At 33.7% G+C, this 25,540-nt stretch carries 22 protein-coding genes; 19 read left to right on the plus strand and 3 right to left on the minus strand.

From position 1 onward, the window contains the following. Positions 1 to 76: 76 nt before the first annotated feature. The 14 genes from ACNQGB_RS11215 to ACNQGB_RS11280 all read left to right on the plus strand — a co-directional run bounded on the left by ACNQGB_RS11215 (position 77) and on the right by ACNQGB_RS11280 (position 17,321). Positions 77 to 4,420: a CusA/CzcA family heavy metal efflux RND transporter gene (locus ACNQGB_RS11215; protein ID WP_417943853.1), complete on the plus strand. Its 4,344-nt coding sequence runs from the start codon at positions 77 to 79 to the stop codon at positions 4,418 to 4,420. After that, the gene (locus ACNQGB_RS11220; RefSeq protein ID WP_417943852.1) at positions 4,421 to 5,560 is read left to right on the plus strand and encodes an efflux RND transporter periplasmic adaptor subunit; all 1,140 of its coding nucleotides are present in this window, start codon (positions 4,421 to 4,423) and stop codon (positions 5,558 to 5,560) included. 119 nt (positions 5,561 to 5,679) lie between these two features. Continuing rightward, on the plus strand, positions 5,680 to 6,798 hold the full coding sequence (locus ACNQGB_RS11225; protein ID WP_417943851.1) for a VIT1/CCC1 transporter family protein: 1,119 nt from the start codon (positions 5,680 to 5,682) through the stop codon (positions 6,796 to 6,798). A gap of 50 nt (positions 6,799 to 6,848) precedes the next feature. Further along, complete coding sequence (locus ACNQGB_RS11230; protein WP_417943850.1) at positions 6,849 to 7,361, plus strand: hypothetical protein; 513 nt, start codon at positions 6,849 to 6,851, stop codon at positions 7,359 to 7,361. 259 nt (positions 7,362 to 7,620) lie between these two features. Continuing rightward, entirely contained in the window at positions 7,621 to 8,478 is an 858-nt protein-coding gene (hisG, locus tag ACNQGB_RS11235) for an ATP phosphoribosyltransferase (RefSeq protein ID WP_417943848.1), read from the plus strand. A gap of 86 nt (positions 8,479 to 8,564) precedes the next feature. Next, positions 8,565 to 9,857: a histidinol dehydrogenase gene (gene hisD / locus ACNQGB_RS11240; protein WP_417943847.1), complete on the plus strand. Its 1,293-nt coding sequence runs from the start codon at positions 8,565 to 8,567 to the stop codon at positions 9,855 to 9,857. Further along, a complete protein-coding gene (hisC, locus tag ACNQGB_RS11245) occupies positions 9,847 to 10,896 on the plus strand; it encodes a histidinol-phosphate transaminase (RefSeq protein ID WP_417943846.1) in 1,050 nt (349 codons plus the stop codon). The genes hisD and hisC overlap by 11 nt, the downstream gene beginning before the upstream one ends. Positions 10,897 to 10,920: 24 nt before the next feature. Next, positions 10,921 to 12,057 (plus strand): bifunctional histidinol-phosphatase/imidazoleglycerol-phosphate dehydratase HisB, encoded by a 1,137-nt coding sequence (gene hisB / locus ACNQGB_RS11250; RefSeq protein ID WP_417943845.1) that lies wholly within the window; start codon positions 10,921 to 10,923, stop codon positions 12,055 to 12,057. A gap of 97 nt (positions 12,058 to 12,154) precedes the next feature. Then, positions 12,155 to 12,736, plus strand: a complete 582-nt coding sequence (gene hisH, locus ACNQGB_RS11255; RefSeq protein WP_417943844.1) for an imidazole glycerol phosphate synthase subunit HisH — start codon at positions 12,155 to 12,157, stop codon at positions 12,734 to 12,736. 47 nt (positions 12,737 to 12,783) lie between these two features. After that, positions 12,784 to 13,515: a 1-(5-phosphoribosyl)-5-[(5-phosphoribosylamino)methylideneamino]imidazole-4-carboxamide isomerase gene (gene hisA, locus ACNQGB_RS11260; protein ID WP_417943843.1), complete on the plus strand. Its 732-nt coding sequence runs from the start codon at positions 12,784 to 12,786 to the stop codon at positions 13,513 to 13,515. A 9-nt stretch (positions 13,516 to 13,524) separates the two neighbouring features. Further along, a complete protein-coding gene (locus ACNQGB_RS11265; protein ID WP_417943842.1) occupies positions 13,525 to 13,830 on the plus strand; it encodes a four helix bundle protein in 306 nt (101 codons plus the stop codon). 86 nt (positions 13,831 to 13,916) lie between these two features. Beyond that, positions 13,917 to 14,672, plus strand: a complete 756-nt coding sequence (hisF, locus tag ACNQGB_RS11270) for an imidazole glycerol phosphate synthase subunit HisF (protein ID WP_086453301.1) — start codon at positions 13,917 to 13,919, stop codon at positions 14,670 to 14,672. A gap of 142 nt (positions 14,673 to 14,814) precedes the next feature. Further along, complete coding sequence (hisIE, locus tag ACNQGB_RS11275; RefSeq protein ID WP_417943841.1) at positions 14,815 to 15,414, plus strand: bifunctional phosphoribosyl-AMP cyclohydrolase/phosphoribosyl-ATP diphosphatase HisIE; 600 nt, start codon at positions 14,815 to 14,817, stop codon at positions 15,412 to 15,414. Between the two features lie 251 nt (positions 15,415 to 15,665). Further along, positions 15,666 to 17,321: a M1 family metallopeptidase gene (locus ACNQGB_RS11280; RefSeq protein ID WP_417943840.1), complete on the plus strand. Its 1,656-nt coding sequence runs from the start codon at positions 15,666 to 15,668 to the stop codon at positions 17,319 to 17,321. Between the two features lie 58 nt (positions 17,322 to 17,379). Here ACNQGB_RS11280 and ACNQGB_RS11285 read toward each other — a convergent pair whose 3' ends face one another. From ACNQGB_RS11285 to ACNQGB_RS11295, 3 genes are all read right to left on the minus strand, one after another. Next, on the minus strand, positions 17,380 to 17,781 hold the full coding sequence (locus tag ACNQGB_RS11285; protein ID WP_417943839.1) for a glyoxalase: 402 nt from the start codon (positions 17,779 to 17,781) through the stop codon (positions 17,380 to 17,382). A 202-nt stretch (positions 17,782 to 17,983) separates the two neighbouring features. Further along, complete coding sequence (locus ACNQGB_RS11290; protein ID WP_417943838.1) at positions 17,984 to 19,240, minus strand: mechanosensitive ion channel family protein; 1,257 nt, start codon at positions 19,238 to 19,240, stop codon at positions 17,984 to 17,986. Beyond that, positions 19,233 to 19,511 carry a DUF3817 domain-containing protein gene (locus ACNQGB_RS11295; RefSeq protein WP_417943837.1) on the minus strand — a complete coding sequence of 93 codons (279 nt, stop codon included), beginning with the start codon at positions 19,509 to 19,511 and terminating at the stop codon, positions 19,233 to 19,235. Before ACNQGB_RS11295 ends, ACNQGB_RS11290 begins: the two co-directional genes overlap by 8 nt. A gap of 101 nt (positions 19,512 to 19,612) precedes the next feature. On the opposite strand from ACNQGB_RS11295, the gene ACNQGB_RS11300 reads away from it, so the two are divergent. The 5 genes from ACNQGB_RS11300 to ACNQGB_RS11320 all read left to right on the plus strand — a co-directional run bounded on the left by ACNQGB_RS11300 (position 19,613) and on the right by ACNQGB_RS11320 (position 25,285). Next, the gene (locus tag ACNQGB_RS11300) at positions 19,613 to 20,140 is read left to right on the plus strand and encodes a DUF6155 family protein (protein WP_417943835.1); all 528 of its coding nucleotides are present in this window, start codon (positions 19,613 to 19,615) and stop codon (positions 20,138 to 20,140) included. 428 nt (positions 20,141 to 20,568) lie between these two features. After that, positions 20,569 to 22,113: a DEAD/DEAH box helicase gene (locus ACNQGB_RS11305; protein WP_309759401.1), complete on the plus strand. Its 1,545-nt coding sequence runs from the start codon at positions 20,569 to 20,571 to the stop codon at positions 22,111 to 22,113. Positions 22,114 to 22,258: 145 nt separating this feature from the next. Then, a complete protein-coding gene (locus tag ACNQGB_RS11310; RefSeq protein WP_417943834.1) occupies positions 22,259 to 23,596 on the plus strand; it encodes a DEAD/DEAH box helicase in 1,338 nt (445 codons plus the stop codon). A 377-nt stretch (positions 23,597 to 23,973) separates the two neighbouring features. Further along, positions 23,974 to 24,492: a CbrC family protein gene (locus ACNQGB_RS11315; protein WP_417943833.1), complete on the plus strand. Its 519-nt coding sequence runs from the start codon at positions 23,974 to 23,976 to the stop codon at positions 24,490 to 24,492. Positions 24,493 to 24,583: 91 nt separating this feature from the next. Beyond that, a complete protein-coding gene (locus ACNQGB_RS11320; RefSeq protein ID WP_417943832.1) occupies positions 24,584 to 25,285 on the plus strand; it encodes a hypothetical protein in 702 nt (233 codons plus the stop codon). The last annotated feature ends 255 nt before the right edge of the window (positions 25,286 to 25,540 follow it).

A 25,540-nucleotide genomic window follows, 5' to 3' on the forward strand; every position in this document is an offset into this window, starting at 1 on the left:
ATTCATCTTCGTACATACTTTGATGAGTATTCGTATTACAGCATATTCTTTGAAAAATAATTAATATATATAAATTATGTTGAATAAAATCATTGAGTTTTCAATAAAAAATAAACTCATCATTGGTCTTTTTATTATTGCCCTTATTGGATACGGAAGTTATCAATTTACCAAATTACCAATCGATGCCGTTCCCGATATTACGGATAATCAAGTTCAAATTATCACATCAGCACCATCACTTGGTTCATCTGATATTGAACGACTGATTACGTTTCCAATAGAGCAAGCCAACAGTAATATTCCTGGACTGAAAGAAATTCGAAGTTTTTCTCGTTTCGGTTTATCAGTGATTACCATTGTTTTTAATGATGCTACTGATGTCTATTGGGCAAGACAACAAGTAACAGAACGATTAAGTGCGGTTAAAGACCAAATCCCCAAAGGTATTGGCGATCCATTTCTTGCACCAGTAACTACTGGACTAGGTGAAATTTACCAGTATGCTGTTCGAACCAAACCAGGTTACGAGAAAAAATACGATGTAACCGAATTGAGAACCATTCAGGATTGGATTGTTCGCCGTCAATTATTAAGCGTTGAAGGTGTTGCAGAGGTTAGCAGTTTCGGTGGGAAATTGAAACAATTTGAAATTGCCATTGACCCTAATAAATTGCAATCGTATAATATTTCAATTACGGATGTATTTACAGCATTAGAAAAAAACAATCAAAATACGGGCGGTGCTTATATCGAAAAAGGTCCTAAAGTGTTATACATCCGAAGCGAAGGATTGATTAATACTATCGAAAATATAAAAGACATTTCTGTTAAGAACACCAGTTGCGGAGGTCCTTTATTTATTGGGGATGTAGCTGATGTTAGAATTGGGAATGCTATCCGTTACGGAGCAATGACTTTTAATAAAAAAGGAGTGCAATCTGGCGAAGTTTCGGGTGCTGTAGTGATGATGTTAAAGGGCGCCAACAGTAATGTGGTTATCAAAAAAATTAAAGAACGTATTGAGCAAATCCAGAAAACCTTACCTGAAGGTGTTATTGTTGAACCATTTTTAGACCGAACAAAAATGGTGAATAATTCTATTTCAACAGTAGAAAAAAACTTATTGGAAGGAGCATTAATTGTACTTTTTGTTTTAATCTCCTTTTTGGGGAACCTGCGAGCCGGATTAATCGTTGCCTCAGTTATTCCTTTAGCTATGCTAATAGCAGTCATATTGATGAATATGTTTGGTGTTAGCGGTAATTTAATGAGTTTAGGAGCATTAGATTTTGGATTAATTGTAGATGGTGCCGTTATTATTGTAGAAGCTTGTTTGTTTAGTTTACACAGCAGAAAAACGTCTCAAATTACACAGCAAGAAATGGATAATACCGTATTGGAAACGTCAATAAAAATGCGTAATGTATCCGTATTTGGAGAGTTGATTATCTTGATAGTATACATTCCAATTTTTACTTTGCGAGGTATTGAAGGAAAAATGTTTTTGCCAATGGCACAAACCATTGCATTTGCATTATTTGGTGCTTTTGTATTGTCACTGACTTATGTTCCCATGATGACTGCTTTATTTTTGAATAAAAACATAACGCATAAAAAAACTTTTTCAGATAGAATGATGGAGAAATTAGAAAATTTCTACCAACCTCTTTTAAATAAAGCATTGGGAATTCCACGAACAATTATTGCTGCAACTTTGGGATTATTTGTTTTAGCACTGATTACACTTTCTTTTATGGGTGGTGAATTTATGCCATCATTAGAAGAAGGCGATTTTGCAGTTGAAACAAGGGTTTTACCTGGAAGTAATTTGCAAACTTCAATGACAGCCATTTCCCAAGGGGCAAAAATACTACTAGAAAAATTTCCCGAAGTAGAGAAAATTGTAGGCAAAACAGGAAGCAGCGAAGTACCTACAGATCCAATGCCTATAGATGCCAGCGATATGATGATCATTTTAAAGGACAAAAGCGAATGGACATCTGCCAAAACTTTTGATGAATTATCTGAAAAAATGGCAAAAGAACTAGAAGCCGTTCCCGGTGTTTCCTACGGTTTTCAATATCCGGTACAAATGCGTTTTAATGAGTTAATGACTGGCGCAAGGCAAGATGTTGTGTGTAAAATATTTGGAGAAAACTTAGATACACTGGCTTTATATGCCAATAAAGTAGGTAAAATTGTAAATACAGTCGAGGGTACATCTGACCTTTATATTGAAACTGTTACTGGAATGCCTCAAGTAGTAATTGACTACAATCGAGCGGCTATTGCGCAATACGGATTGAATATTCAGGATATCAATCGAATAGTAAATACCGCTTTTGCAGGACAAAGCACCGGTGTCGTATACGAAGGCGAAAAACGATTTGATTTAGTGGTTCGTTTAGAGGGCGAAAAACGTCAGGATTTGGCTGATGTTCAAAATTTATTAATTCCAACAGCAAATGGTTTGCAAATTCCGCTATCCCAATTGGCAAAAGTTGAAATTACCGAAGGTCCGAATCAAATACAAAGAGAAGACGCCAAACGTAGAATTGTGGTTGGTTTTAATGTTCGTGGCCGAGATGTACAAAGCATCGTAAAAGAACTACAAGGAAAAGTAGAGGCTAAGATTAAATTTCCTGCGGGCTACTATCCAACTTATGGTGGTGCTTTTGAAAACTTAAACGAAGCCAAAAACCGTTTGATGATTGCTGTTCCTGTTTCACTATTACTAATATTTATTTTGCTCTATTTTGCATTCAATTCCGTTAGACAAGGATTATTGATTTATTCCGCGATTCCACTTTCTGCAATTGGAGGTATTTTCTTTTTAGCGTTGCGTGGAATGCCGTTTAGCATCAGTGCAGGAGTCGGTTTTATAGCCTTATTTGGTGTAGCAGTTCTGAATGGCTTGGTATTAATTGCAGAATTTAATAGTATTCGAAAATCAGGCGAAACCGATTTAAAAGCGATTGTTTTACAAGGAACTAAAATACGTTTACGCCCAGTTTTAATGACCGCATTTGTAGCCTCATTAGGATTTTTGCCCATGGCATTAAGCAACGGTTCCGGAGCCGAAGTACAAAAACCATTGGCGACTGTTGTGATTGGAGGATTATTGGTGGCCACCTTCTTAACCTTATTTGTTTTACCAATTTTATATATCATGTTTGAAAAAGGAATTCAATTAAAACCGAAAAAGATGAAATCAATTACAACAATACTTGTATTGGGACTGTTTTTTTCTTTTCAAAACGCAGATGCTCAGGAAAAAATTTCAATTGAGAAAGCCATTGAAACTGCTATTTCAAACAATATAAAAATTAAAAACGCAAAACTAAATTCTGAATATTTGCAACAGATGACTAAGACAGGCTACGATATTTTCAATACAGGAATTATTGGCGAGTACGGTCAGTTTAACAGTAATGTTAATGATATAAAAATTGGTGTTTCGCAAACAATTAAGTTCCCAACAATTTACAAAAAGCAGAAACAACTGCTAATTGAAGAAGCAAAAACTGGCAAATGGAACGAAGCATTACAGAAAAAAGAATTAAGCAGACAAGTAAATACACTGTTTTATGAAATGATTTATCTCAAAGAAAAAGAAAAATTATTGCTGAAAAGTGATAGTATTTATGTTGAATTTTTAAGAAAATCAACGCTGCGTTTTGAGAAAGGAGAAAGCAATATATTAGAAAAAGCAACTGCCGAAAATCAATCAGGGCAAATAAAAATGCAACTTCTAGAATTACAAAGTGATTATAAAATGAAACAATTGCATTTCAAATATGTCCTGAACACCGATAAAGACTTTATCCCGGTTTCAGATACATTCAAAATGGATTTTGATGAAAATTTAGAAAAAAATGCTACCGACAATCAACCCAGTGTAAAATTATTTGAGCAAGAAGTAAATAGTAACAAAGCGCAAATTTTACTTGAAAAATCAAAAAAATTACCCGAATTAATAGGCGGTGTTTACTGGCAGACATTCAAAACACAAACGTCTTTTCAAGACGGCTATAATGGTGTATACGGACAATTTGGAGTGGCGCTACCGCTTTTCAATTCAAACATTAAAAACAGACAAAAAGCATTAGAAATCAACAGTCAAATTGCAGAAAATAATTTGACTAATGAAAAAATAAAGTTACAAAGTCAGTATAACGAATTCATTCAAGAAGCGAAAAAACACGAAGAAACTATTTCTTATTTCGAAAGTAAGGCGTTAAAGAATGTAGATTTGGTAACTAAAGCCGCTAATGATAAATTCATCAATGGTGACATCAATTATTTAGAATGGGTAATGCTGATCAATCAAAATACAGAAATTCAAAGTAACTATATTGAAACAGTTAGAAAATTCAATGAAACAATTCTTAAATTAGAAAATTTAATATCAAAATAAATGAAAAATACAGTCATTACTTTAATAGGGTTGTTTTTTCTGTACTCGTGTGGTAATAAAAAAACAGAAAACGATCCCGAAGCTTCGGGAGAAGCTACTCCTGCTACTGAAAACACAACAACACTTACTGATGCACAAATAAAAAATGCTGGTATTGAAACAGGGAAAATCGAGCAAAAACAGATTTCATCACTATTAAAATTAAATGGGAAAATAGATGTTCCACCTCAAAATTTAGTGTCTATAAGTGTTCCAATGGGAGGATATTTAAAATACACTAAACTTTTAGAGGGAATGTATGTGACCAAAGGACAAGTTTTATGCGTTGTTGAAGACCAACAATACATTCAATTGCAGGAAGATTACCTTTTGGCAAAAGCAAAAATTGGGTATGCTAAATCTGAATTCGAAAGACAAAAAGAACTCAATAGGAGCAAGGCCAGCAGCGATAAAGTATATCAACTTGCACAATCAGAATACAATTCACTATCGGTAATGGTGCAATCTTATGGAGAGAAATTAAAATTCGCAGGGATAAATCCAAATAAAGTATCGACAAAAACCATTTCAAAAAGTATCAATGTGTATTCACCAATAAGCGGTTACGTGTCTAAAGTAAACGTAAATATTGGAAAATATGTAACTCCAAGTGATATCTTGTTTGAAATTGTAAATCCCTCCGATATTCATTTGGCACTAACTGTATTCGAAAAAGATATTAATAAAATGGTTATCGGTCTATCCGTAGTTGCTTACACGAACACTGATCCGGAGAAAAAACATTATGGCAAAATCATTCTTATCGGAAAAGATTTTTCAGAAAACAAAAGCACAGAAATGCATTGCCATTTTACTAAATACGATAAAACACTATTGCCTGGAATGTATATGAATGCCGAAATTGAATTAAACAGCCAGCAATCAAATGTGTTGCCTTCAGAAGCTATTGTAAATTATGAAAACAAGAATTATATCTTTATTGACAGGGGAAACAAGCTCTTTGAAATGAAAGAAGTTACAACCGGAACATCAGAAAATGGATATGTGGTACTTGATTCGAATCAAGATTTAAATGACTTAAATATTGTTGTAAAAGGGTCTTATTCACTTTTGATGAAAATGAAAAATTTAGAGGAATAACTGTTATATTTATAATCTAAATGGAATAATTTTAAATGAAAATCTTTACATTAGTACAATGAATCATGCAAAAATAGTGATATGTAAAATTATTAATTTGAAAAAGTAAATAAGACAAAATGGACTTGAATAAACTTAAAGATCAGTTGCAAACAGAGGTTGATACCGCCTTTTTGTATGATAGTATTGCTGCCATTCAATCTGATGAAAATCTTTCGAGAGTATTACAAAGTTTGGGTGAAATCGAGAAGGGACATGCGAAACACATGTTAGATAAAGTTCATACAATGGAACCGAAGTTTAATATGCCTTTGCCCTCTAGTAGAGCAAAATTTCAATTGAAGTTGGGTAAAATTTTTGGATACAGCTCTATAATTAGTTCCTTATCTTCAATAGAAAAACAGTTTGCCGAAAACACGGTTCGAAACAAAATTAAAACGGGTGAAAAACCAACCGGTTTTGAACACAATCACCTAAATATTATTGAAGCTGTAAATAATAATACTGCTCTAAATGTTTCAGGTGGGCTGTTGTCTAAATTTGAAAGCAGGCATAAATCCGTAGGCGGAAATGCTTTGCGAGCGGCAGTTTTGGGTTCTAATGATGGATTGGTTTCTAATATGAGTTTGGTCATGGGAGTTGCAGGAGCAGCCGTTTCTAATGATACAATATTGTTGACCGGAATTGCAGGACTTTTGGCAGGTGCTATATCAATGGCATTAGGTGAATGGCTTTCGGTGCAAAGTTCTCGAGAATTAAACCAACGCCAAATTGATTTAGAAACAGAAGAATTGGAAGCTTCTCCCGAAGAAGAGAAAAAAGAACTGGTTTTATTGTATCAAGCCAAAGGAATGAATGCGGTCGAAGCACAAAAATTGGCAGATAAAGCTTTTGAAAATCCGCAAACTGCGATTGATGCCATTATCACTGAGGAATTAGGTATTGACAAAGAAGAATTAGGCGGATCAGCATGGGAAGCAGCAGCAGCATCGTTTGTACTTTTTGCCATTGGAGCGATTATTCCATTATATCCTTTTATGTTTTTAGAAGGAAAAGATGCTGTTTTACTAAGTGTCGGAAGCAGTGTTGTGGGGCTTTTTGGGATAGGAGCCGCTATCACTTTACTAACAGGAAAAAGTATTTTATTTTCTGGATTTAGACAGGTTTCTTTTGGATTGGTCGCCGCCGGAATTACGTATGGAATTGGCTCTTGGATAGGCGTTTCTTTGGCAGGATAATATTTTTCAAATTTAAATCAATACTAAATAATAACTAAAATTTTAAAATAATGAATGACGCACACGTACACCTATTTGTAAACCATTTCCCTATTTGTGGAACAATCCTTGGACTCGGAATTTTAATCGCTAGCTTAGTTCTCAAGAACAAATCCGTACAAAATACAGCTTATGTTTTATTTGTAATTGCAGCTATTTTTGGCTTTTTTAGTATGTTTACCGGCGAAGGAGCGGAGGAAATGGTGGAAGATTTCCCTGGAATAGGAAAAGCAATTATTCACGAACATGAGGAATTAGCAGAGAAATTAGCAATAGTATTGTATTTACTAGGCGCAATTTCTGTTTTAGGAATAATTCTAAATATAAAAAATCATGCCAAGGCTAAATTTATTTCTGTGGTAGCAGTTATTATTGCAATTCCAGCAGTTTATGTGTCCATATTGGTAGGAACTTCAGGAGGAGAAATTCGCCATACAGAAATTAGAGAAAATTATTTAAAGACGACGGGTAGTGCAGAGGAAACATCTCCAAGAAATTCTGAAATTAAAAGTGAAAACAATTAAAATTCACAATTTTTAAGAAATAAGTTATATTTAGAATTGGATTATAAATAATTAATCCTTTATCTTTGCATCAAATTCAAAAAGTATAAAATGTTTACAATACAATTACATCATCATCATTTTCATTATTGCTCTCAAGCGATGTGTTAATGGTATGCATGTAAATCATCATATTTAAAAACCCGTTTGAGTACATCAAACGGGTTTTTTATTACCTCAAATTGTACTCAAACATTATCATTCTAAAAAAAACAAAAAAATGAGTACATTAAAAATTGCAATTCAAAAATCAGGTCGTTTAAACGAAGATAGCATTCAAATTCTAAAAGATGCTGGTATCTCAATTGATAACGGAATAGACCAATTAAAAGCCGAAGCATCTAACTTTCCACTTGAAGTTCTCTATTTAAGAAATTCAGATATTCCACAATATTTAATGGACGGCGTAGTAGATATTGCCATCGTTGGTGATAATTTATTGGTTGAAAAAGGCGGAAATATTGAGGTTATTCAAAAATTAGGTTTTTCAAAATGCAAAGTATCTGTTGCTGTACCGAAAGCATTTGAGTACAACTCTGTAAAAGATCTTGACGGAATGCGCATAGCTACATCCTATCCTAAAACAGTATTGGATTTCTTTAATTCAAAAGGTGTTACGGTTGACATTCACCAAATTTCAGGTTCGGTAGAAATTGCCCCAAACATTGGGCTTGCTGATGCTATTGTAGATATTGTATCTAGCGGAAGTACCTTGTTTAAAAATAATTTAAAAGAAGTGGAAGTTATTTTTAAAAGTGAAGCAGTTTTGGCTGTTTCGCCAAAAGTAAGTCCCGAATCTCAAAAAATTATCGACACTTTAAAATTCAGAATCGAGTCGGTTTTAAGAGCTAGAAAATCAAAATACATTTTGATGAACGTTCCTAATGATAAGATTGAAGCAGTTGGTAAAATTTTACCTGTTTTAAGAAGTTTAACTGTGTTGCCATTGGCACAAAAAGGTTGGAGCAGTGTTCACTCTGTAATTGATAAAGATACTTTTTGGGACGTTATCGATCAATTAAAAGAGGCTGGAGCCGAGGGAATTTTAGTATGCCCAATTGAGAAAATGGTACTGTAAGAACTTTAGAGTATAACTTATTTTAGTAAAAATTCATTGCGAACTTTGCGAAAACCTTTGTGAACTTTGCGGTTAAAAACAATACAATGAACAAAATATACAAACCAAAACCAGAAACGTGGTTCAGTATTTTAGAAAGACCTACCAAAACGGTAGACGATATTGAAGCTACTGTAAAAGAAATTTTCAAGGAAGTTCAAAAAAAAGGGGATGAGGCTGTCGCCAAATATACGTCGCTTTTTGATGGAGTTGCAGTTGACACAATCGAAGTTTCAAAAGAGGAGATTGATGCTGCTATTGCAATTGTTTCAGATGAATTAAAAGCAGCGATTGCATTAGCAAAAGAAAATATAACCAAATTTCACACGGCTCAAAAAACAGAACGCGTTGCTGTTGAAACGATCGAAGGCGTAAATTGCTGGCAAGAGAAAAGACCGATTCAAAAAGTAGGTTTATACATTCCCGGAGGAACAGCGCCCTTGTTTTCAACGGTACTGATGCTTGCAGTTCCTGCTAAAATTGCAGGTTGTAAAGAGATTGTTTTATGCTCTCCACCAGATAAAAACGGAAACATAAATCCTGCTATCTTGTTTGCAGCAAATTTATGCGGAGTTACAAAGATCTTAAAGGTAGGAGGCATCCAAGCTATTGCAGGATTAACATTTGGTACAGAAACGATTCCTAAAGTATATAAAATATTTGGTCCAGGAAATCAATTTGTAACTGTAGCCAAACAATTGGCTACACAATTTGGCGTGGCAATCGATATGCCAGCAGGCCCGTCAGAATTATTGATTGTGGCTGATGATACTGCGGTTCCCGCTTTTGTAGCGTCGGATTTACTATCGCAAGCAGAACACGGAGCAGACAGTCAGGTTATTTTAGTTTCAACCTCTAAAAAACTGATTGACGCCGTTGAAGAGGAAATTCAACTTCAAATAGAGCTATTACCACGTAAAGAAATTGCTGAAAAAGCTATCGCTAACTCGAAATTAATTTTTGTAGAAAATGATACCATCGCTTTGGATTTAATAAACGAATACGGACCGGAACACTTTATCGTATGCACTGCCAACGATGATTTTTATATTGACGAAATTGAAAATGCAGGTTCTATTTTTATAGGAAATTATACACCGGAGAGCGCAGGTGATTATGCTTCGGGTACCAATCATACCTTACCAACCAATGGTTATGCTAAAAATTATAGCGGTGTTAATCTGGATAGTTTTACAAAAGCAATGACGTTCCAAAAAATTTCTGAGAAAGGGATTCTAAATATTGGTAAAGCTATAGAAATTATGGCTGAAGCCGAAGGTTTACAAGCACACAAAAATGCAGTTACATTACGATTAAAAGCAATTGAAGATGGAAAATAGTTTTGATATAAATAATTTGATTCGGGATAATGTAAAAAACATGAAACCCTATTCTTCTGCTAGAGACGAATTTGAGGATTTTGACACAGCCGAAATGATATTTTTGGATGCCAATGAAAATCCGTTTGAAAATGGCGTAAATAGATATCCAGATCCACAGCAAATAAATGTAAAAGCGGTTTTGGCAAAGCAAAAATTTGTCAAATCAAATCAGATTTTATTAGGTAACGGAAGCGACGAAGTACTAGATTTGCTTTTTAGAGCATTTTGCGAACCAAAAATAGATAATGTAATTACATTGCCACCAACGTACGGAATGTATGGTGTTTTGGCCAATTTGAACGCAGTAGAAAATAGAGAAGTACTTTTAACTAAAGATTTTCAGCCGGAGATTGAGAAAATCATGGAAGCGGTTGACATCAATACCAAAATGATTTTTTTATGTTCGCCAAATAACCCAACTGGAAATTCGTTTTCAGATGAGAGTGTAGCCTATCTTTTGCAAAACTTTAAAGGGTTGGTGGTTATTGATGAAGCTTATATTGATTTTTCTAAAAAAGACAGTTGGATCAATGAATTAGATGAATATCCTAATTTGATTATTACGCAAACGCTTTCAAAAGCATACGGTTTAGCTGGAATCCGCTTGGGAGTTTGTTACGGTTCTGCAACAGTAATTTCGGTTTTAAATAAAATAAAACCACCATACAATGTAAACGAACTCACGCAAAAAAGAGCTTTAGAACGATTAGATAATAAAGACAAAATAAAATCTGAAATAGAATCAATAATAGAGCAAAGAGAAGAATTACTTCAAGTATTACTTGATATAAAATTTGTTCAAAAAATATATCCTACAGAAGCTAATTTTATCTTAGTAAAAGTGGATGATGCTAATAAAAGATACGCTGAATTAATTGCAAAAGGAATTGTAATTCGGAATAGAACTACACAAGCACTTTGCGAAAATACTTTGCGCTTTACAGTAGGAACAGAACAAGAAAATAAAAAATTAATTGAGGTATTAAAACAACTTTAAACCTTAAACTTTAAACCTTTTTTAATGAAAAAAATACTTTTTATAGACCGTGATGGAACGATGGTTTTGGAACCGCATGACTACCAATTGGATAGTTTTGAGAAATTAGAATTTTATCCAAATGCTTTTCAATATTTAGGTAAAATTGCAAAAGAATTGGATTTTGAATTGGTTATGGTAACCAATCAAGATGGTTTAGGAACGGCTTCGCATCCCGAAGAGAATTTTTGGCCCGTACATAACTTGGTGATCAAAGCTTTTGAAAATGAAGGCGTTGTTTTTAGTGAAGTTTTAATTGATAAAACGTTCCCACATGAAAATGCTCCTACGCGCAAGCCAGCAACAGGATTACTGACTAAATACATTGATAATCCAGCATACGATTTGCAAAATTCATTCGTAATTGGAGACCGCATTACAGATGTGGAATTAGCAAAAAACCTTGGTGCAAAAGGGATTTTTATCAATACTGATGAAGCATTAGGTGGTGATGAAATAGCTTCAAAAAGAGAAGAATTGGACTCGGTTATAGCGCTACAAACTACAGATTGGAAAACGATTTACGAGTTTTTAAAATTAAAAGAACGTTCAGCAACCATTTCGAGAAAGACAAATGAAACTGATATTTACATCAATTTAAATCTTGATGGAACTGGGAAAAGTAAAATAGAAACAGGTATTGCGTTTTTTGATCACATGCTAGACCAAATTGCACGTCATGGACAAATGGACTTGGAAATCCTTGTAAAAGGTGATTTAGAAGTAGATGAACACCACACGATTGAAGATACAGCGATTGCACTTGGAGAAGTTTTTGCGAAAGCATTAGGAAATAAATTGGGGATAGAACGATATGGTTTTTGTTTACCAATGGACGATTGTTTAGCTCAAGTGGCTATCGATTTTGGAGGCAGAAATTGGCTGGTTTGGGAAACCGAATTCAAACGAGAAATGGTAGGTAAAATGCCAACCGAAATGTTTTTTCACTTCTTTAAATCGTTTTCAGATGGAGCCAAAGCCAATATCAACATAAAAGCTGAAGGTACCAATGAACATCACAAGATTGAAGCAATCTTTAAAGCTTTTGCAAAAGCGATAAAAGTAGCCTTGAAACGAGATACAGAGAAAATGATTTTACCAAGTACAAAAGGTATGCTTTAATAAGTCATAAAGTCAAAGGTCTTAAAGTCAAAAGTCCCTTAAAAGGGTTTTGCAAATGACTTTAGGACTTTCGACTTTCGACTTTAAGACTAAAAAAATGAAAATAGTAATTATAAACTACGGAGCCGGAAATATTCAAAGCATCATGTTTGCCATAGAGCGTTTGGGTTTCACAGCAGTGCTTAGTGACGATTGGAAGGAAATCAAAGCAGCAGATAAAGTGATTTTTCCGGGCGTTGGTGAAGCAAGTTCTGCAATGAAAATGCTTATCGATAGTGGTCTTGATGTATTAATTCCTACTTTGAAACAACCTGTTTTAGGAATTTGTTTGGGTATGCAATTGATGTGTAACAAATCAGAAGAAGGAAATACTGCTGGTTTGGAAATTTTTGATGTAGATGTGGTTAAATTTACTCCAAAAGTGAAGGTGCCGCAAATGGGTTGGAATCAAATCTATAATTTGAAATCAGATTTGTTCAAAGGAATTTCTGAAAAAGAGTACATGTATTTGGTACATAGTTTTTATGCTTCAAATTGCCCCGATGCAATTGCAACCACAAATTATGAAGTAGAATATGCCTCAGCATTAAAGAAAAATAATTTTTACGGAACACAATTTCACCCTGAGAAAAGCGGTGATGTTGGCGAACAAATTTTAGCAAATTTTTTAAAACTTTAAGTTGAGACTTTTAGACTTTCGACTTTCAAACTTTAAGACTAATTATAATGAAAATAATACCAGCAATAGATATCATCGACGGGAAATGTGTCCGTTTGTCCAAAGGAGATTACAACACCAAAATTATATACAATGAAAATCCACTGGAAGTGGCGAAATCATTTGAAGCGCACGGAATTGAATATTTACATTTGGTTGATCTAGACGGAGCAAAATCAAGCCAAATTGTGAATTATAAAATATTGGAACAAATAGCAACACAAACAAGTCTAAAAATTGATTTTGGCGGCGGTTTAAAAGCTGATTCCGATTTAAAAATTGCGTTTGAAAGTGGTGCTAATCAAATCACTGGAGGAAGTATTGCGGTGAAAAATAGAGAATTATTCGGAAAATGGATTGCGGAGTATGGTGCGGATAAAATTATTTTAGGAGCAGATGCGAATAATGAAAAAGTAGCTGTTTCTGGATGGTTAGAAGATTCGAATGAAGATTTGATTCCTTTTATTCAAGACTATCAAAACAAAGGAATTCAATATGTAATTTGTACCGATATTGCCAAAGACGGCATGCTTGAAGGACCATCGTTTGATTTGTACGCTAAAATTTTGGCAGAAGCCAAAGGAATAAAACTTATTGCTTCAGGAGGAATTTCTACTTTTGATGAATTACCAAGACTAGCAGAATTGGGTTGCGAAGGAACAATCATTGGCAAAGCCATTTACGAAGGACGAATTTCATTGAAACAATTGGAAAATTATATATTAAGTATGAATTATTAAGTATTAATTATGAGTGAGGACGTAATAAGAATAAAAAGTTTTTCTTTTGCTATTAGAATTGTTAATTTATACAAAACCTTAATCAGCAGAAGCGAATATGTAATGAGTAAACAAATTTTACGTTCAGGTACTTCTGTAGGCGCAAACATCAGAGAAGCTAAAAATGCAGAAAGTAAAGCTGATTTTATTCATAAAATGGGTATTTCTCAAAAAGAAGCAGATGAAACTTTATATTGGTTAGAACTCTTACAAGCAACAAACTATATTTCAAATGAAGAATTTTTAAGTTTAAACAAAGACGGAGTAAAGTTTTGAAATTAATTAAAAGCATAATTATTACTTCTAAAAACAATATCAAAAAAACTTAATAATTAATCCTTACAACTTTATACTTAATTTAGATGTTAACAAAAAGAATAATCCCTTGTTTAGACATAAAAAACGGAAGAACCGTAAAAGGTGTCAATTTTGTAGATTTACGTGATGCAGGCGATCCGGTTGAATTGGCGAAAATATATTCGGATGAAGGAGCTGATGAATTGGTTTTTCTAGACATTTCGGCCACCGAAGAACGCAGGAAAACCTTAATTGATTTGGTTCGAAAAGTAGCTGCAACTATTAATATTCCATTTACAGTTGGTGGCGGAATTTCCTCTGTCAAAGACGTTGATGTTTTATTGCAAAATGGAGCTGATAAGGTTTCGATTAATTCATCGGCTGTTAAAAATCCGCAGTTGATTAATGATTTGGCACAAAAATTTGGAAGCCAATGTGTTGTAGTCGCTATCGATGCTAAGCAAATTGACGGTCAGTGGATTGTTCATTTAGTGGGCGGAAAAGTACCTACCGAACTGAATTTATTTGATTGGGCAAAAGAAGTGGAGCAACGTGGTGCAGGTGAAATACTATTCACCTCGATGGATAATGACGGAACTAAAAATGGTTTTGCTAATGAGGCTTTGGCCAAACTTTCGGAACTAGTTAATATTCCAATTATTGCTTCGGGTGGTGCGGGAAACATTCAGCATTTTGTAGATTCATTTATTGATGGAAAAGCCGATGCAGCCTTAGCAGCTAGTGTATTTCATTTTAAAGAAATTGAAATCAAAACATTAAAAGAAGCTCTTAAAAATAACAATATTGAAGTACGCATTTAAATAAAGGCATAAGTTTTAAGTATGAATTATTAATTATGAGTTATTAAGTATTGATTTGCTTATTTACCTTTTGACATTATACTTAATAATTAAGATTTACAACTTAAAATTTAATACTTACAACTTAATACTTAAAAAAAACATGAACATAAATTTCTCAAAAAATACAGACGGCTTAATTCCAGCCATTATACAAGACAGCGAGACCAAAGTCGTTTTGATGTTGGGGTACATGAACGAAGAAGCATATCTTAAAACTGTTGAAACACAAAAAGTAACTTTTTTTAGCCGTTCTAAGCAAAGACTTTGGACAAAAGGGGAGGAAAGCGGTAACTTTTTAAACTTGGTTGATATAAAAAATGACTGTGATGGTGACACTTTATTGATACTAGCAAAACCAGTTGGACCAACATGCCATACCGGTGCTGATACTTGCTGGCAAACAGAAAATAAAGCGGATTATGGGTTTATTTCACATTTAGAGCAAACTATCGAAACCCGGAGAGAAAAAGCTGATTCTGAAAAGAGTTATGTTGCTTCTTTATTTCAATTAGGAATTAATAAAATAGCCCAAAAAGTAGGTGAAGAAGCAATAGAAGTAGTAATTGAAGCCAAAGATGATAACGATGATTTGTTTTTGAGTGAAAGTGCTGATTTATTGTTTCACTATTTAATTTTATTACAAGCCAAAGGATTCAAAATGAATGATGTAGTGGATGTATTGAAAAGTCGTCAGAAATAAAAAACTTTTGTGTTTTGATTCTCAGCAAAAAACTGAAATTTTAAACGATAAAACAATTTATGAAACACTAAAGCCCAATAGCAAAATAAATTGCTGTTGGGCTTTTTTTAGTACTAATAAATAAAAAAAGTACATAGTTTTGGTTAAAATTATCTAATCCATGAAATGAAGATTACGTACCATAGTTTACAAACCATAATACCAATATGCGAATTAGAAGAGATTTATAAAAAAACAATAATTTTCAGCACATGAAAAAGTATCTAAAACCATTATTAATTGCATTTTTAATCTCTAATGGAATTCAAGCGCAAGGACTTCTAAACAAGTCCGAAAGTAATTTTACGCGTCAAGATTCTTTGAGAGGGAGTATTACAAAAGAAAGAGCTTGGTGGGATGTAAAAAGTTACTATCTTGATATAAAAGTAAATCCTGCAGACAGCACAATAACAGGCTCTAACACTATTCAATATAAAGTAGTACAACCGTATAATGTTATGCAAATTGACTTGCAAAACCCGATGTCAATTACCAAGGTTACGCAAGATGGTGTGGCTTTAAAATACAAAAGAGAAGGCAATGTATTTTTTATAACACTACTTTCAAAACAAGATGTAGGCGCCATAAAAGATATTAAAATTTTTTATAATGGAAAACCTAAAGTAGCTGTAAATCCGCCATGGGATGGAGGGATAACGTGGAAAAAAGACGCAAACGGAAAACTTTTTATTGCTTCTTCCTGTCAAGGATTGGGGGCAAGTGTATGGTGGCCCAATAAGGATCACATGTATGACGAAGTTGAAAACATGAAAATAAGTGTGAATGTTCCTGGTGACTTAACCAATGTATCTAACGGTCGCTTACAAAGTGTAAAAACCTTGAAAGACGGCACTAAAACCTATAATTGGTATGTATCTAATCCCATCAATAATTATGGAGTAAACATCAACATCGGTGATTATGTTTCGTTTTCAGAAAAATACAAAGGCGAAAAAGGCACTTTAGATTGTACGTATTATGTTCTCAGAGACAATTTGGCGAAAGCCAAAAAACATTTTCAAGATGTACCAAGGATGCTGAAAGCTTTTGAACATTGGTTTGGACCGTATCCATTCTATGAGGACAGTTACAAACTAGTGGAAGCACCGTATTTAGGAATGGAACATCAAAGTAGTGTTACCTACGGAAATAAATTTCAAAATGGTTATTTAGGACGCGATTTAAGCGGAACCGGTTGGGGATTGAAATTTGATTTTATCATTATTCATGAATCGGGACACGAGTGGTTTGCTAATAATATAACGTACAAAGATATTGCCGACATGTGGATTCATGAGAGTTTCACTAATTATTCTGAAAGTCTTTTTGTAGAATATTATTATGGGAAAGAAGCTGGATATACTTATGTTAGAGGTCTTAGAAATATAATTGATAATGACAAACCTATCATTGGTACATACGATGTAAACAATGAAGGTTCAGGAGATATGTACCCAAAAGGTGCAAACATGTTGCATACTATACGTCAAATTGTGAATAATGATGAAAAATGGAGAACAATATTGAGGGGTTTAAACAGTACTTTTTACCATCAAACGGTAACAACCAAGCAAATTGAGGATTATTTAAGCACGCAATCAGGAATTGATTTGTCAATGGTTTTTAATCAGTATTTGAGAGATACCAGAATACCAAAATTAGAATATGCTGTAAAGAATAACCAATTAAGTATTCGCTGGACAAATAGTGTCACAGGTTTTAATATGCCAGTAAAAGTGACTATAAATGGTAAAGAAGAATTGCTACAACCAGAAACAGCGTGGAAAACCATTCCAGTAACTAATGACAATCTAAAACTAATAGTAGATCCTAACTTTTATGTAGATAGTTTGAAAGTAACTGAATAATTTGAAATTACGGTATAAAAAAAGGGACACAACATGTATCCCTTTTTTTATGGTTGTACTATTGGTTTGACTTTTCAAACAATTGCACCTGACTTTTAAAACGCTCTATCAACATGCTCATCATTCGTTTGTTTAAATTAGAAGCATTTTTAATATATTCTAAATACTCATCGATGGTGAATAATGCGAGTACCATTCCCTTAAAAGCACTTCTAAATTTGCTGTCCTTTTGAATAGCATGTTCTATAAAAGCTAATTTTTTTTCGATCGTAAAGTTGTAAAAATCGACCTTACTTTTTGTGATGTAATGGCTGAATACAGCAAGAAATAAATCATTTTGTAATTTCAGAATAGGCCTTAAAACCTCATTTTGAAACGATTCTTCACTGGAAGATTGCTGGGTTACGGAGCCAATTGCTTGTCCTCGAAAATCTTTTAAAAACGTATCGCGTGTGTTCATTATTTTTTATTAAAAGTAAGAAAAAAAGAAATCAAAACTTAGGATTTAGTCTCTTTTGATTAAAAAAATTTGCTGTTTTGTAACCTTCAAAAATTTACCGTTACAATGCTTTTTATTTTGCTTTATCTATAGAAAATCACACATTGCAAAACAATAGCTCGAATAAAACTTATAAATAAAATGCAATCCAAAACAACACATTTTATTGCTTTAAGTCGGTATCCATACCCAATTCAAAAATCTCTAAATCAAAATAGCGGACCGAAGCAATGATATGATCGAAAATATCAGACATAATGTATTCATAATTTTCAAATCGTTTGTCATGTGAAAACGCATACACTTCAAGTGGAACACCGTGAGCCGTAGATTGCAACTGCCGACAAAGCATTAACATGTCTTTATTTAATTCGGGATAATGAAATAAATATTCGGTAATGTATTTTCTAAACAAGCCTAGATTAGTCAAATTCCGACCATTAATAGCGATAGATTTATCAATTTTATGAGTAGTATTGTATGTGTCTATTTCTAATTTTCGAGAATCAATATAATCCGAAATCAAGTGAATGTTTTTCAAATCTTTCAATTCATTTTCTTCTAAAAATCGAATGCTACTGGTTTTAATCAAAATATGTCTTTTGATTCGTCGCCCATCAGAATTCAGCATTCCACGCCAGTTTTGGAACGAATCTGAACTTAAACTATACGTCGGAATTGTAGTGGTGGTATTGTCAAAATTACGAACTTTTACAGTAGCTAAGTTGATTTCGATAACGTCTCCATCGGCACCAAATTTATCCATCGTAATCCAATCCCCAATGCGAACCATGTCATTTATTGACACCTGTACGCTCGACACAAATCCCAAAATGGTATCTCTAAAAATCAAGATAATAACTGCCGAAACTGCTCCCAGAATTGTCAAAAGTTCTTTTTGATTGATATCAAACAACTTCGAAATAATAACCGTAACCCCAACCGCCCAAAGCACAATCATGATAACCTGAATAAAACTGTCTATGGGTTTATCGCTGTAGCGAGGTTTTAGTTTTAAATAATCACGCAATGCATTAAAAATGGTACGAATGATCCATAAAACCAATAGCACAATATAAATACCAACAAGTTTCCCAAAAACACCCTCCCAATATTCAAATCGATCTAAAATTATAGGAACTGCTTTGTAAATAAAAAGCAACGGAATAAGGTAAGCGATATACTTTGCCGTTTTATTGGAAACCAGCAAATCATCAAACTTAGTTTTTGTTTTTTGTGCCACCACAGCCAGAATAGTAACCAATATAAAACGAAAAATAATATAGATAACATAAGCCAACGAATACAAAATGAGGCTATTGATCAGTAAGCTAAGATAGGAGGCACTGCTACTTCCTAATCCCCATTTTCTAAATATGGGATATAAAAAAGTAAATATTGTTTCGATGTAGTTATACATTTTGCAAATATTTTTTATCTACATAAAAAGTTCCAAAAGGAGGAATAGACGCGATACATATTATAAAATACTTTTTAAGATCCCACTTTTCACTAAATTTTAAAATGGTAGCCAAAACAATGTAAGCCGTAAACAAAACGCCATGAGCCATTCCTATTTGTTTTACATAAATGGGGTCGTTAAAAAAGTATTTCATTGGCATTGCAAAGAAAAATAATAACAAGGCAGATATTCCCTCTACGAGCGCCGTAACCTTAAAAATCTTAAGCATTTTCTGTTTTTTTGTGATTATCTACAAAATTAAGTATTATCATTGATTTTCGGTGCATGGATTCCTAAAGTAAATTACTTTTGTATTCTTAAACTTTGATAATGAGCAAACGCGATTTAAAAAAATATGTATCGGAATTAAACAAAGAACAACTCGAAGCACAAATCATCGAATTGTATGAGAAATTCAGTCCCGTAAAAGTCTATTATGATTTTGTCTTTAATCCAAAGGAAGAATCCCTTTTAAAGGAATGCAAACTCAAAATCTCATATGAATATTTCCCATTCAAGAAAACGGGAAGGCGAAGCCGACCCAAAATGAGGCGGTCTGTGGCTCAAAAATACATCAAACATTTCATCAGTTTGGGAGTAGATCCTTTTGTAATCGCTGATGTAATGCTGTATAATGTAGAGATCGCTCAAACCTTTGCTTCAGAGAATACCATCAAAAACGATTTGTTTTTCAAGAGTATGTTCAATTCTTTTGAACAAGCAGTTATTTTTTTAATTGCTAACGGAATTCTATCTGAATTTAAACCCCGATTAAAAGCCATTCACGAAGAAACACTAGTTCAAAAATGGTACAACGAGCCTGAATTCAATGCTGTTTTAGAGCGATTGGAATATTAAAGGTCTCAATCAAACAATTGTAAATTTAACCGTGTAGAAAAATTGATTCGAATTATTTTACAAAAAGGTATTTTGTTAACTCTAATATAAAAAAACAGAGTTAGGCCGAAAAATCATTACTAATTAAGCAATAAGAATAAAACATTGTCTCATTTCTTTTAACATATAAGTCACATAAGTTTAGGTTTTGTTTTGTTAGGCTAATATAACTTAGAGGATAATAAGGTCATTTAAGTTTTAATGCTTCTATGACTTATATCTTTAATAATTTTACTGTTTGTAGTTGGATTAGGCCAAATACTTAACTATTTTTCAGACCACGCTGCTACATAATTCAATTTTATTTAATCCTTCCCCTTTTTTTTTACTTAAAAGTGCCCGTTAAACTGTTTTTTAGGCGTATTTTTGCAAAAATCCAATAATAAGCAATGTCCCAAAACACGTTAGAAATAGAAATCGAAGACAAAAAAGAACTTTATGCGTACCAAAAAGGCGATATCGATGCCATCTTTGAACGCATAGACAATGCACCTCCACAACACCATTTGTTATACCAATTGCCTACTGGAGGCGGAAAAACAGTAGTGTTTTCTGAGATCGTTCGTCGGTATTTATCCCAACATGACAAAAAAGTAGTTGTTTTAACACACCGAATTGAGTTGTGCAAGCAAACTTCAAAAATGTTGAAGGGTTTTGATGTAAAAAACAAAATCATTAACAGTAAAGTAAAAGAACTTCCAGACCAAAACGATTATTCTTGTTTTGTAGCGATGGTAGAAACCTTGAAAAACCGAATCAACGATGAAAAACTACATTTAGACAATGTAGGTTTAGTAATCATCGATGAGGCACATTACAACTCTTTTAGAAAATTATTAAGCTCTTTTAAGAATGCCTTTATATTAGGAGTTACCGCAACGCCTTTGAGTTCGAATATCAAACTGCCGATGCACGAAAGCTATGACGAATTAATCGTAGGCGACACCATCAGTTCTTTAATCGATAACGGATTTTTGGCGAAAGCCGTTACCTATAGCTATGATGTAGGTTTGACTTCCTTAAAAGTAGGAATCAATGGAGATTACACCGTAAAATCGTCTGATGATTTGTACACCAATATGGCCATGCAGGAAAAATTATTGCATGCGTACACGGAAAAATCATTGGGCAAGAAAACCTTAATTTTCAATAATGGTATCAACACCTCTTTATACGTGTATGAAACGTTTAGAGAAGCCGGTTATGCTATTCGTCATTTAGACAACACCAGTAATAACGAGGAACGAAAAGATATTTTACACTGGTTCAAGCACACGCCAGATGCAATTTTAACATCAGTAGGGATTTTAACTACTGGTTTTGATGAGCCTACTGTAGAAACCATCATATTAAATAGAGCCACAAAATCATTAACGTTGTATTACCAAATGATTGGTCGTGGTTCCAGAAAATTACCCAATAAAGATACGTTTAGCGTTATAGATTTGGGGAACAATGCAGCCCGATTTGGCTTGTGGAGCGAACCCGTAAACTGGCAGCACATTTTTAAATCTCCAGAGTTTTACTTAGAGAATTTAAGGGATGATACAGAGATAGAATTGTATTTTAAATACAGTATGCCTCCAGAACTTCGTGCAAAATTCAGCAAAACCGAAGTCGTAACTTTTGATGTCGATGAAGAACACAAACTCATCATCAAACAAAATTTACGCTCCAAGGAAGTGTTAGATCGATCGCTGGAACAACACGCAGCCATGTGCGTAGACAATTCAGATACGTTGCAGGAAGCCAAAGCATTAGGAAAATTGCTAGAAGATGACATCGACTGTCGCATCAAGCGCTATTCTAAATGTTTGAGCCAATGTAGTAAAAATTACCGCGAGTGGCTTGTTGACGATTACAAATTGAAACTGGTATTGTTAACCGGGAAAAAATACCGCGAAAAAATCATGAATGAGCCAGATGAAGATTAATTTTTTCTTCTGGAGCTTATCCCGCTATTCGTTGCAATCTTTGTAGTCCTGAAAAAAATCAGGACTACAAAGGATTTTCACTGCTATCGGGGCTATAAAATCCCGTTACAACACCTATATCCTTTAAAATATAAAATCCAAAAAAATGCAAAACCAATTCTCTGATTTAGGAATTTCAGCTCCACTTGTACAAGCGCTTACCGAAATGAAAATTGTGATCCCAACAGAGATTCAGCAAAAAACCATTCCGCTATTGCTGTCCAACACTACAGATTTAGTGGGATTAGCCAAAACTGGAACCGGAAAAACAGCCGCTTTTGGATTGCCTATTTTACAATTAATAGATACGAATACTACTGCTGTTCAAGCCGTTATTTTGGTTCCTACTCGAGAACTAGGGCATCAAATTTTTAGAAATTTAGAGCAATTTGCTACATACATGGCAAATATTTCCATCGCAGCAACCTGCGGCGGAATTCCAATAAAACCACAAATCGAAAGACTTGCATTGCCTACGCACATTGTTGTAGCAACACCAGGACGTTTAATCGATTTGATTCAGCGCAAAGCCATCAACTTAAAAGAGACTAAATTCCTCGTGCTCGATGAAGCCGATGAAATGGTTACCATCCTAAAAGAAAGTTTAGATGAAATCATTGCCGAATTGCCCAAAGAGCACAAGACAATGCTGTTCTCTGCAACCATGCCGGGAACGATAAAACAATTGGTTCAAAATTACTTGCATAAAAATGCAGTAGAAGTGCGTGCCAACATGGAAACATTAGGAAATCAAGGCATCGATCACGAATATATTGTGGTAGATCCCATAGAAAAACTAGATGTTTTGATGCATTTCTTGAATTCTAAGGAAGGCGAACGCGGTATTATTTTTTGTAAAACCAAAGCAGCAGTAAATAAACTAGCCAAAAACTTAGCGATTAATCGCTTTTCATCGGGTGCACTGCATGGAAGTTTATCGCAAGGAATTCGGGATCGCATCATGGAGCAATTTCGTGAAGGACATATCAATATCTTAGTCGCAACTGATCTTGCTGCAAGAGGAATTGACGTTAAGGAAATTTCATATGTAGTCAATTACCATTTACCAGACGTGTATGAAGCTTATGTACACCGTAGCGGAAGAACCGCAAGGGCAGGAGCAAAGGGGCTTTCATTAACGGTCTTACAGCCGGAAGAAGTAGCAGAAATTGCCGACTTCGAAAAAGAATTAGGAATACAATTTACCCAATTCAACAAACCTACGGTTGCTAGCATCGAAGAAAACAACACGTTGTTATGGGCCAAACAAATATTCAAAACCAAACCCAACCACGAAGTAAATCCAGACTTAAAAAATAAAATAAAAACAGTTTTCCATCACTTGACTAAAGACGAATTGATCGAAAAACTAATAGCTAATTATGTACTTCAAAACAAAAACGAAGCTACAGAAAAACCAGTAAAAAGACAAAAAATGAAATAGTACTATTCTATTTTATAATGTAAAAACCATTGCAAGACTTGATAAAGTAAGGCAATGGTTTTTTTTGTTTCATATAATAGCTTGAATTCATGACTTATGGTAAACAAAACAGTTCTTGTTTTAGGAATAATTTCAATAAGTACAGTAGTGTTTAACATCGATACCATAAGTACGAAAAGTACGCAACAAATTAAAAGTCCGTTTTATGATTTATAAAATAAATATACTACATTTGAAAATAAATAAAACTGACTCTTGTCAGACAAAGCCACCCAATATTGGGGTGATAGGTCTGATTTTGTCAGACGTATATACAAGTTGGGCATAATATTACAGCAGAAATCGTAAAACAAGAAAATTTAAAATTTACTCACTTTATGGAATTACCGAAATTCAAATTTAGCCCAAACGCATATGAACTTAATGTTTTTGAAAAAATTGACGGAATTTGTTCTTGTTGTAACGAAAATAGAAATTTAAAATACACAGGTTCATTTTATAGCGAAAAAAAACCCGATTATATTTGTCCTTGGTGTATAGAAAATGGAAAAGTTGCTGAAATGTTTAATGGAGTATTTAATGATTACGATGGAATTGAAAATTATAAAAGTATTGATAAAGAACTACTATTAGAAGTAAGCAAACGTACACCGAGTTATATAAGTTGGCAACAAGAAGTTTGGCTAACTCATTGTAACGAACCTTGTAAATTAATTGATTATGCTGACACTAAAACTATTGAACCATTAATGGATCAATTAATTGATGATATTGAGAATAATGGCTATGAACCTGAAATGATTAAACAATACTTATCAAAAGACGGAAGTTTAGTGGGCTACTTGTTTCAATGTGTGAATTGTGGACAACATAGATTACATGTAGATTGCGATTAATAAAAATACTGCCACCATCAGCCGTTACACGAGATTTGGGCATAATATTACAGAACTACGGAGAAAATAAGACATTTTACAACAAAAAAATATGGGATTTTTAGACAAACTTTTTGAAAAGAAACAAACAGAAGACAATTCGCAAAATTTAGCAGAAACTGAAACTGTTCAATTAGAAAAAGGCGACACATTTATTTCGACAGGAGATAATTATGTATATAAAGTCATTAGACAATTAACCGAAGAACAAAGAGAAAGTGTTGACAAATCAACAATTTTACTTCGAGCAAGCCAACTATATATGCACTATTGGACTAAAAATTTAGTTTGTACGGACCTAAACGATCAAGAATGGCTAAATAAAGTTATGTTCTTTTGGAAAGCAGAAGAACCGTTTCCTAGAAAATCATTGCCCCCAGTATTTGAAACTTTCGAAATTAAAAACTTTCTTTTTGTTGGAGATACTTCAAACATTTCATTACAAGTTGCACAAGCAATGCCTTGGTTTGGAATGCCTGGACTTGGAGAGAAATGTGTTTGCGAAATAAATGGGCAAAAAATAACGATTCCTGAATTAAACAAACTTGGGATGGTTGAATATGTTGAACCCGTAGAACTCACAAATGACAATCTAGACATATTGACAAACAAAGAAGACTATTTTTTTCTAATCGACGAAAGAATTACTCCTTTTAAAAACGGAAATTTTTACCTAAAAGACAAACCGATTCCTATTGATGTTGCTTATAGTATTGGCGGAATTCATATAATAAAGAAAACTGAGTTAGAATAAAGATAATGCCAAAAATACTATGCCCAACACACGCTACAAGCAATTTGGGTATTAGGCTTAATTTGAAAATGGTTTTGTATTTGGATGATTTGGCAAATCCGAATAATGGGCTTAATTTAGTCCCAAACTGCTTGTAGCGCGGGAACGTCAGGCTGTGAAAAAACCTCTTTTTTCTAATATAATCTTCAAATTTCACGACTCTACAATTCAAATAAGGTCTTTTAAGAAGTCGCCTTTTTTAGGCTGCAAATTTAG

This window comes from Flavobacterium frigidum, assembly GCF_048286795.2.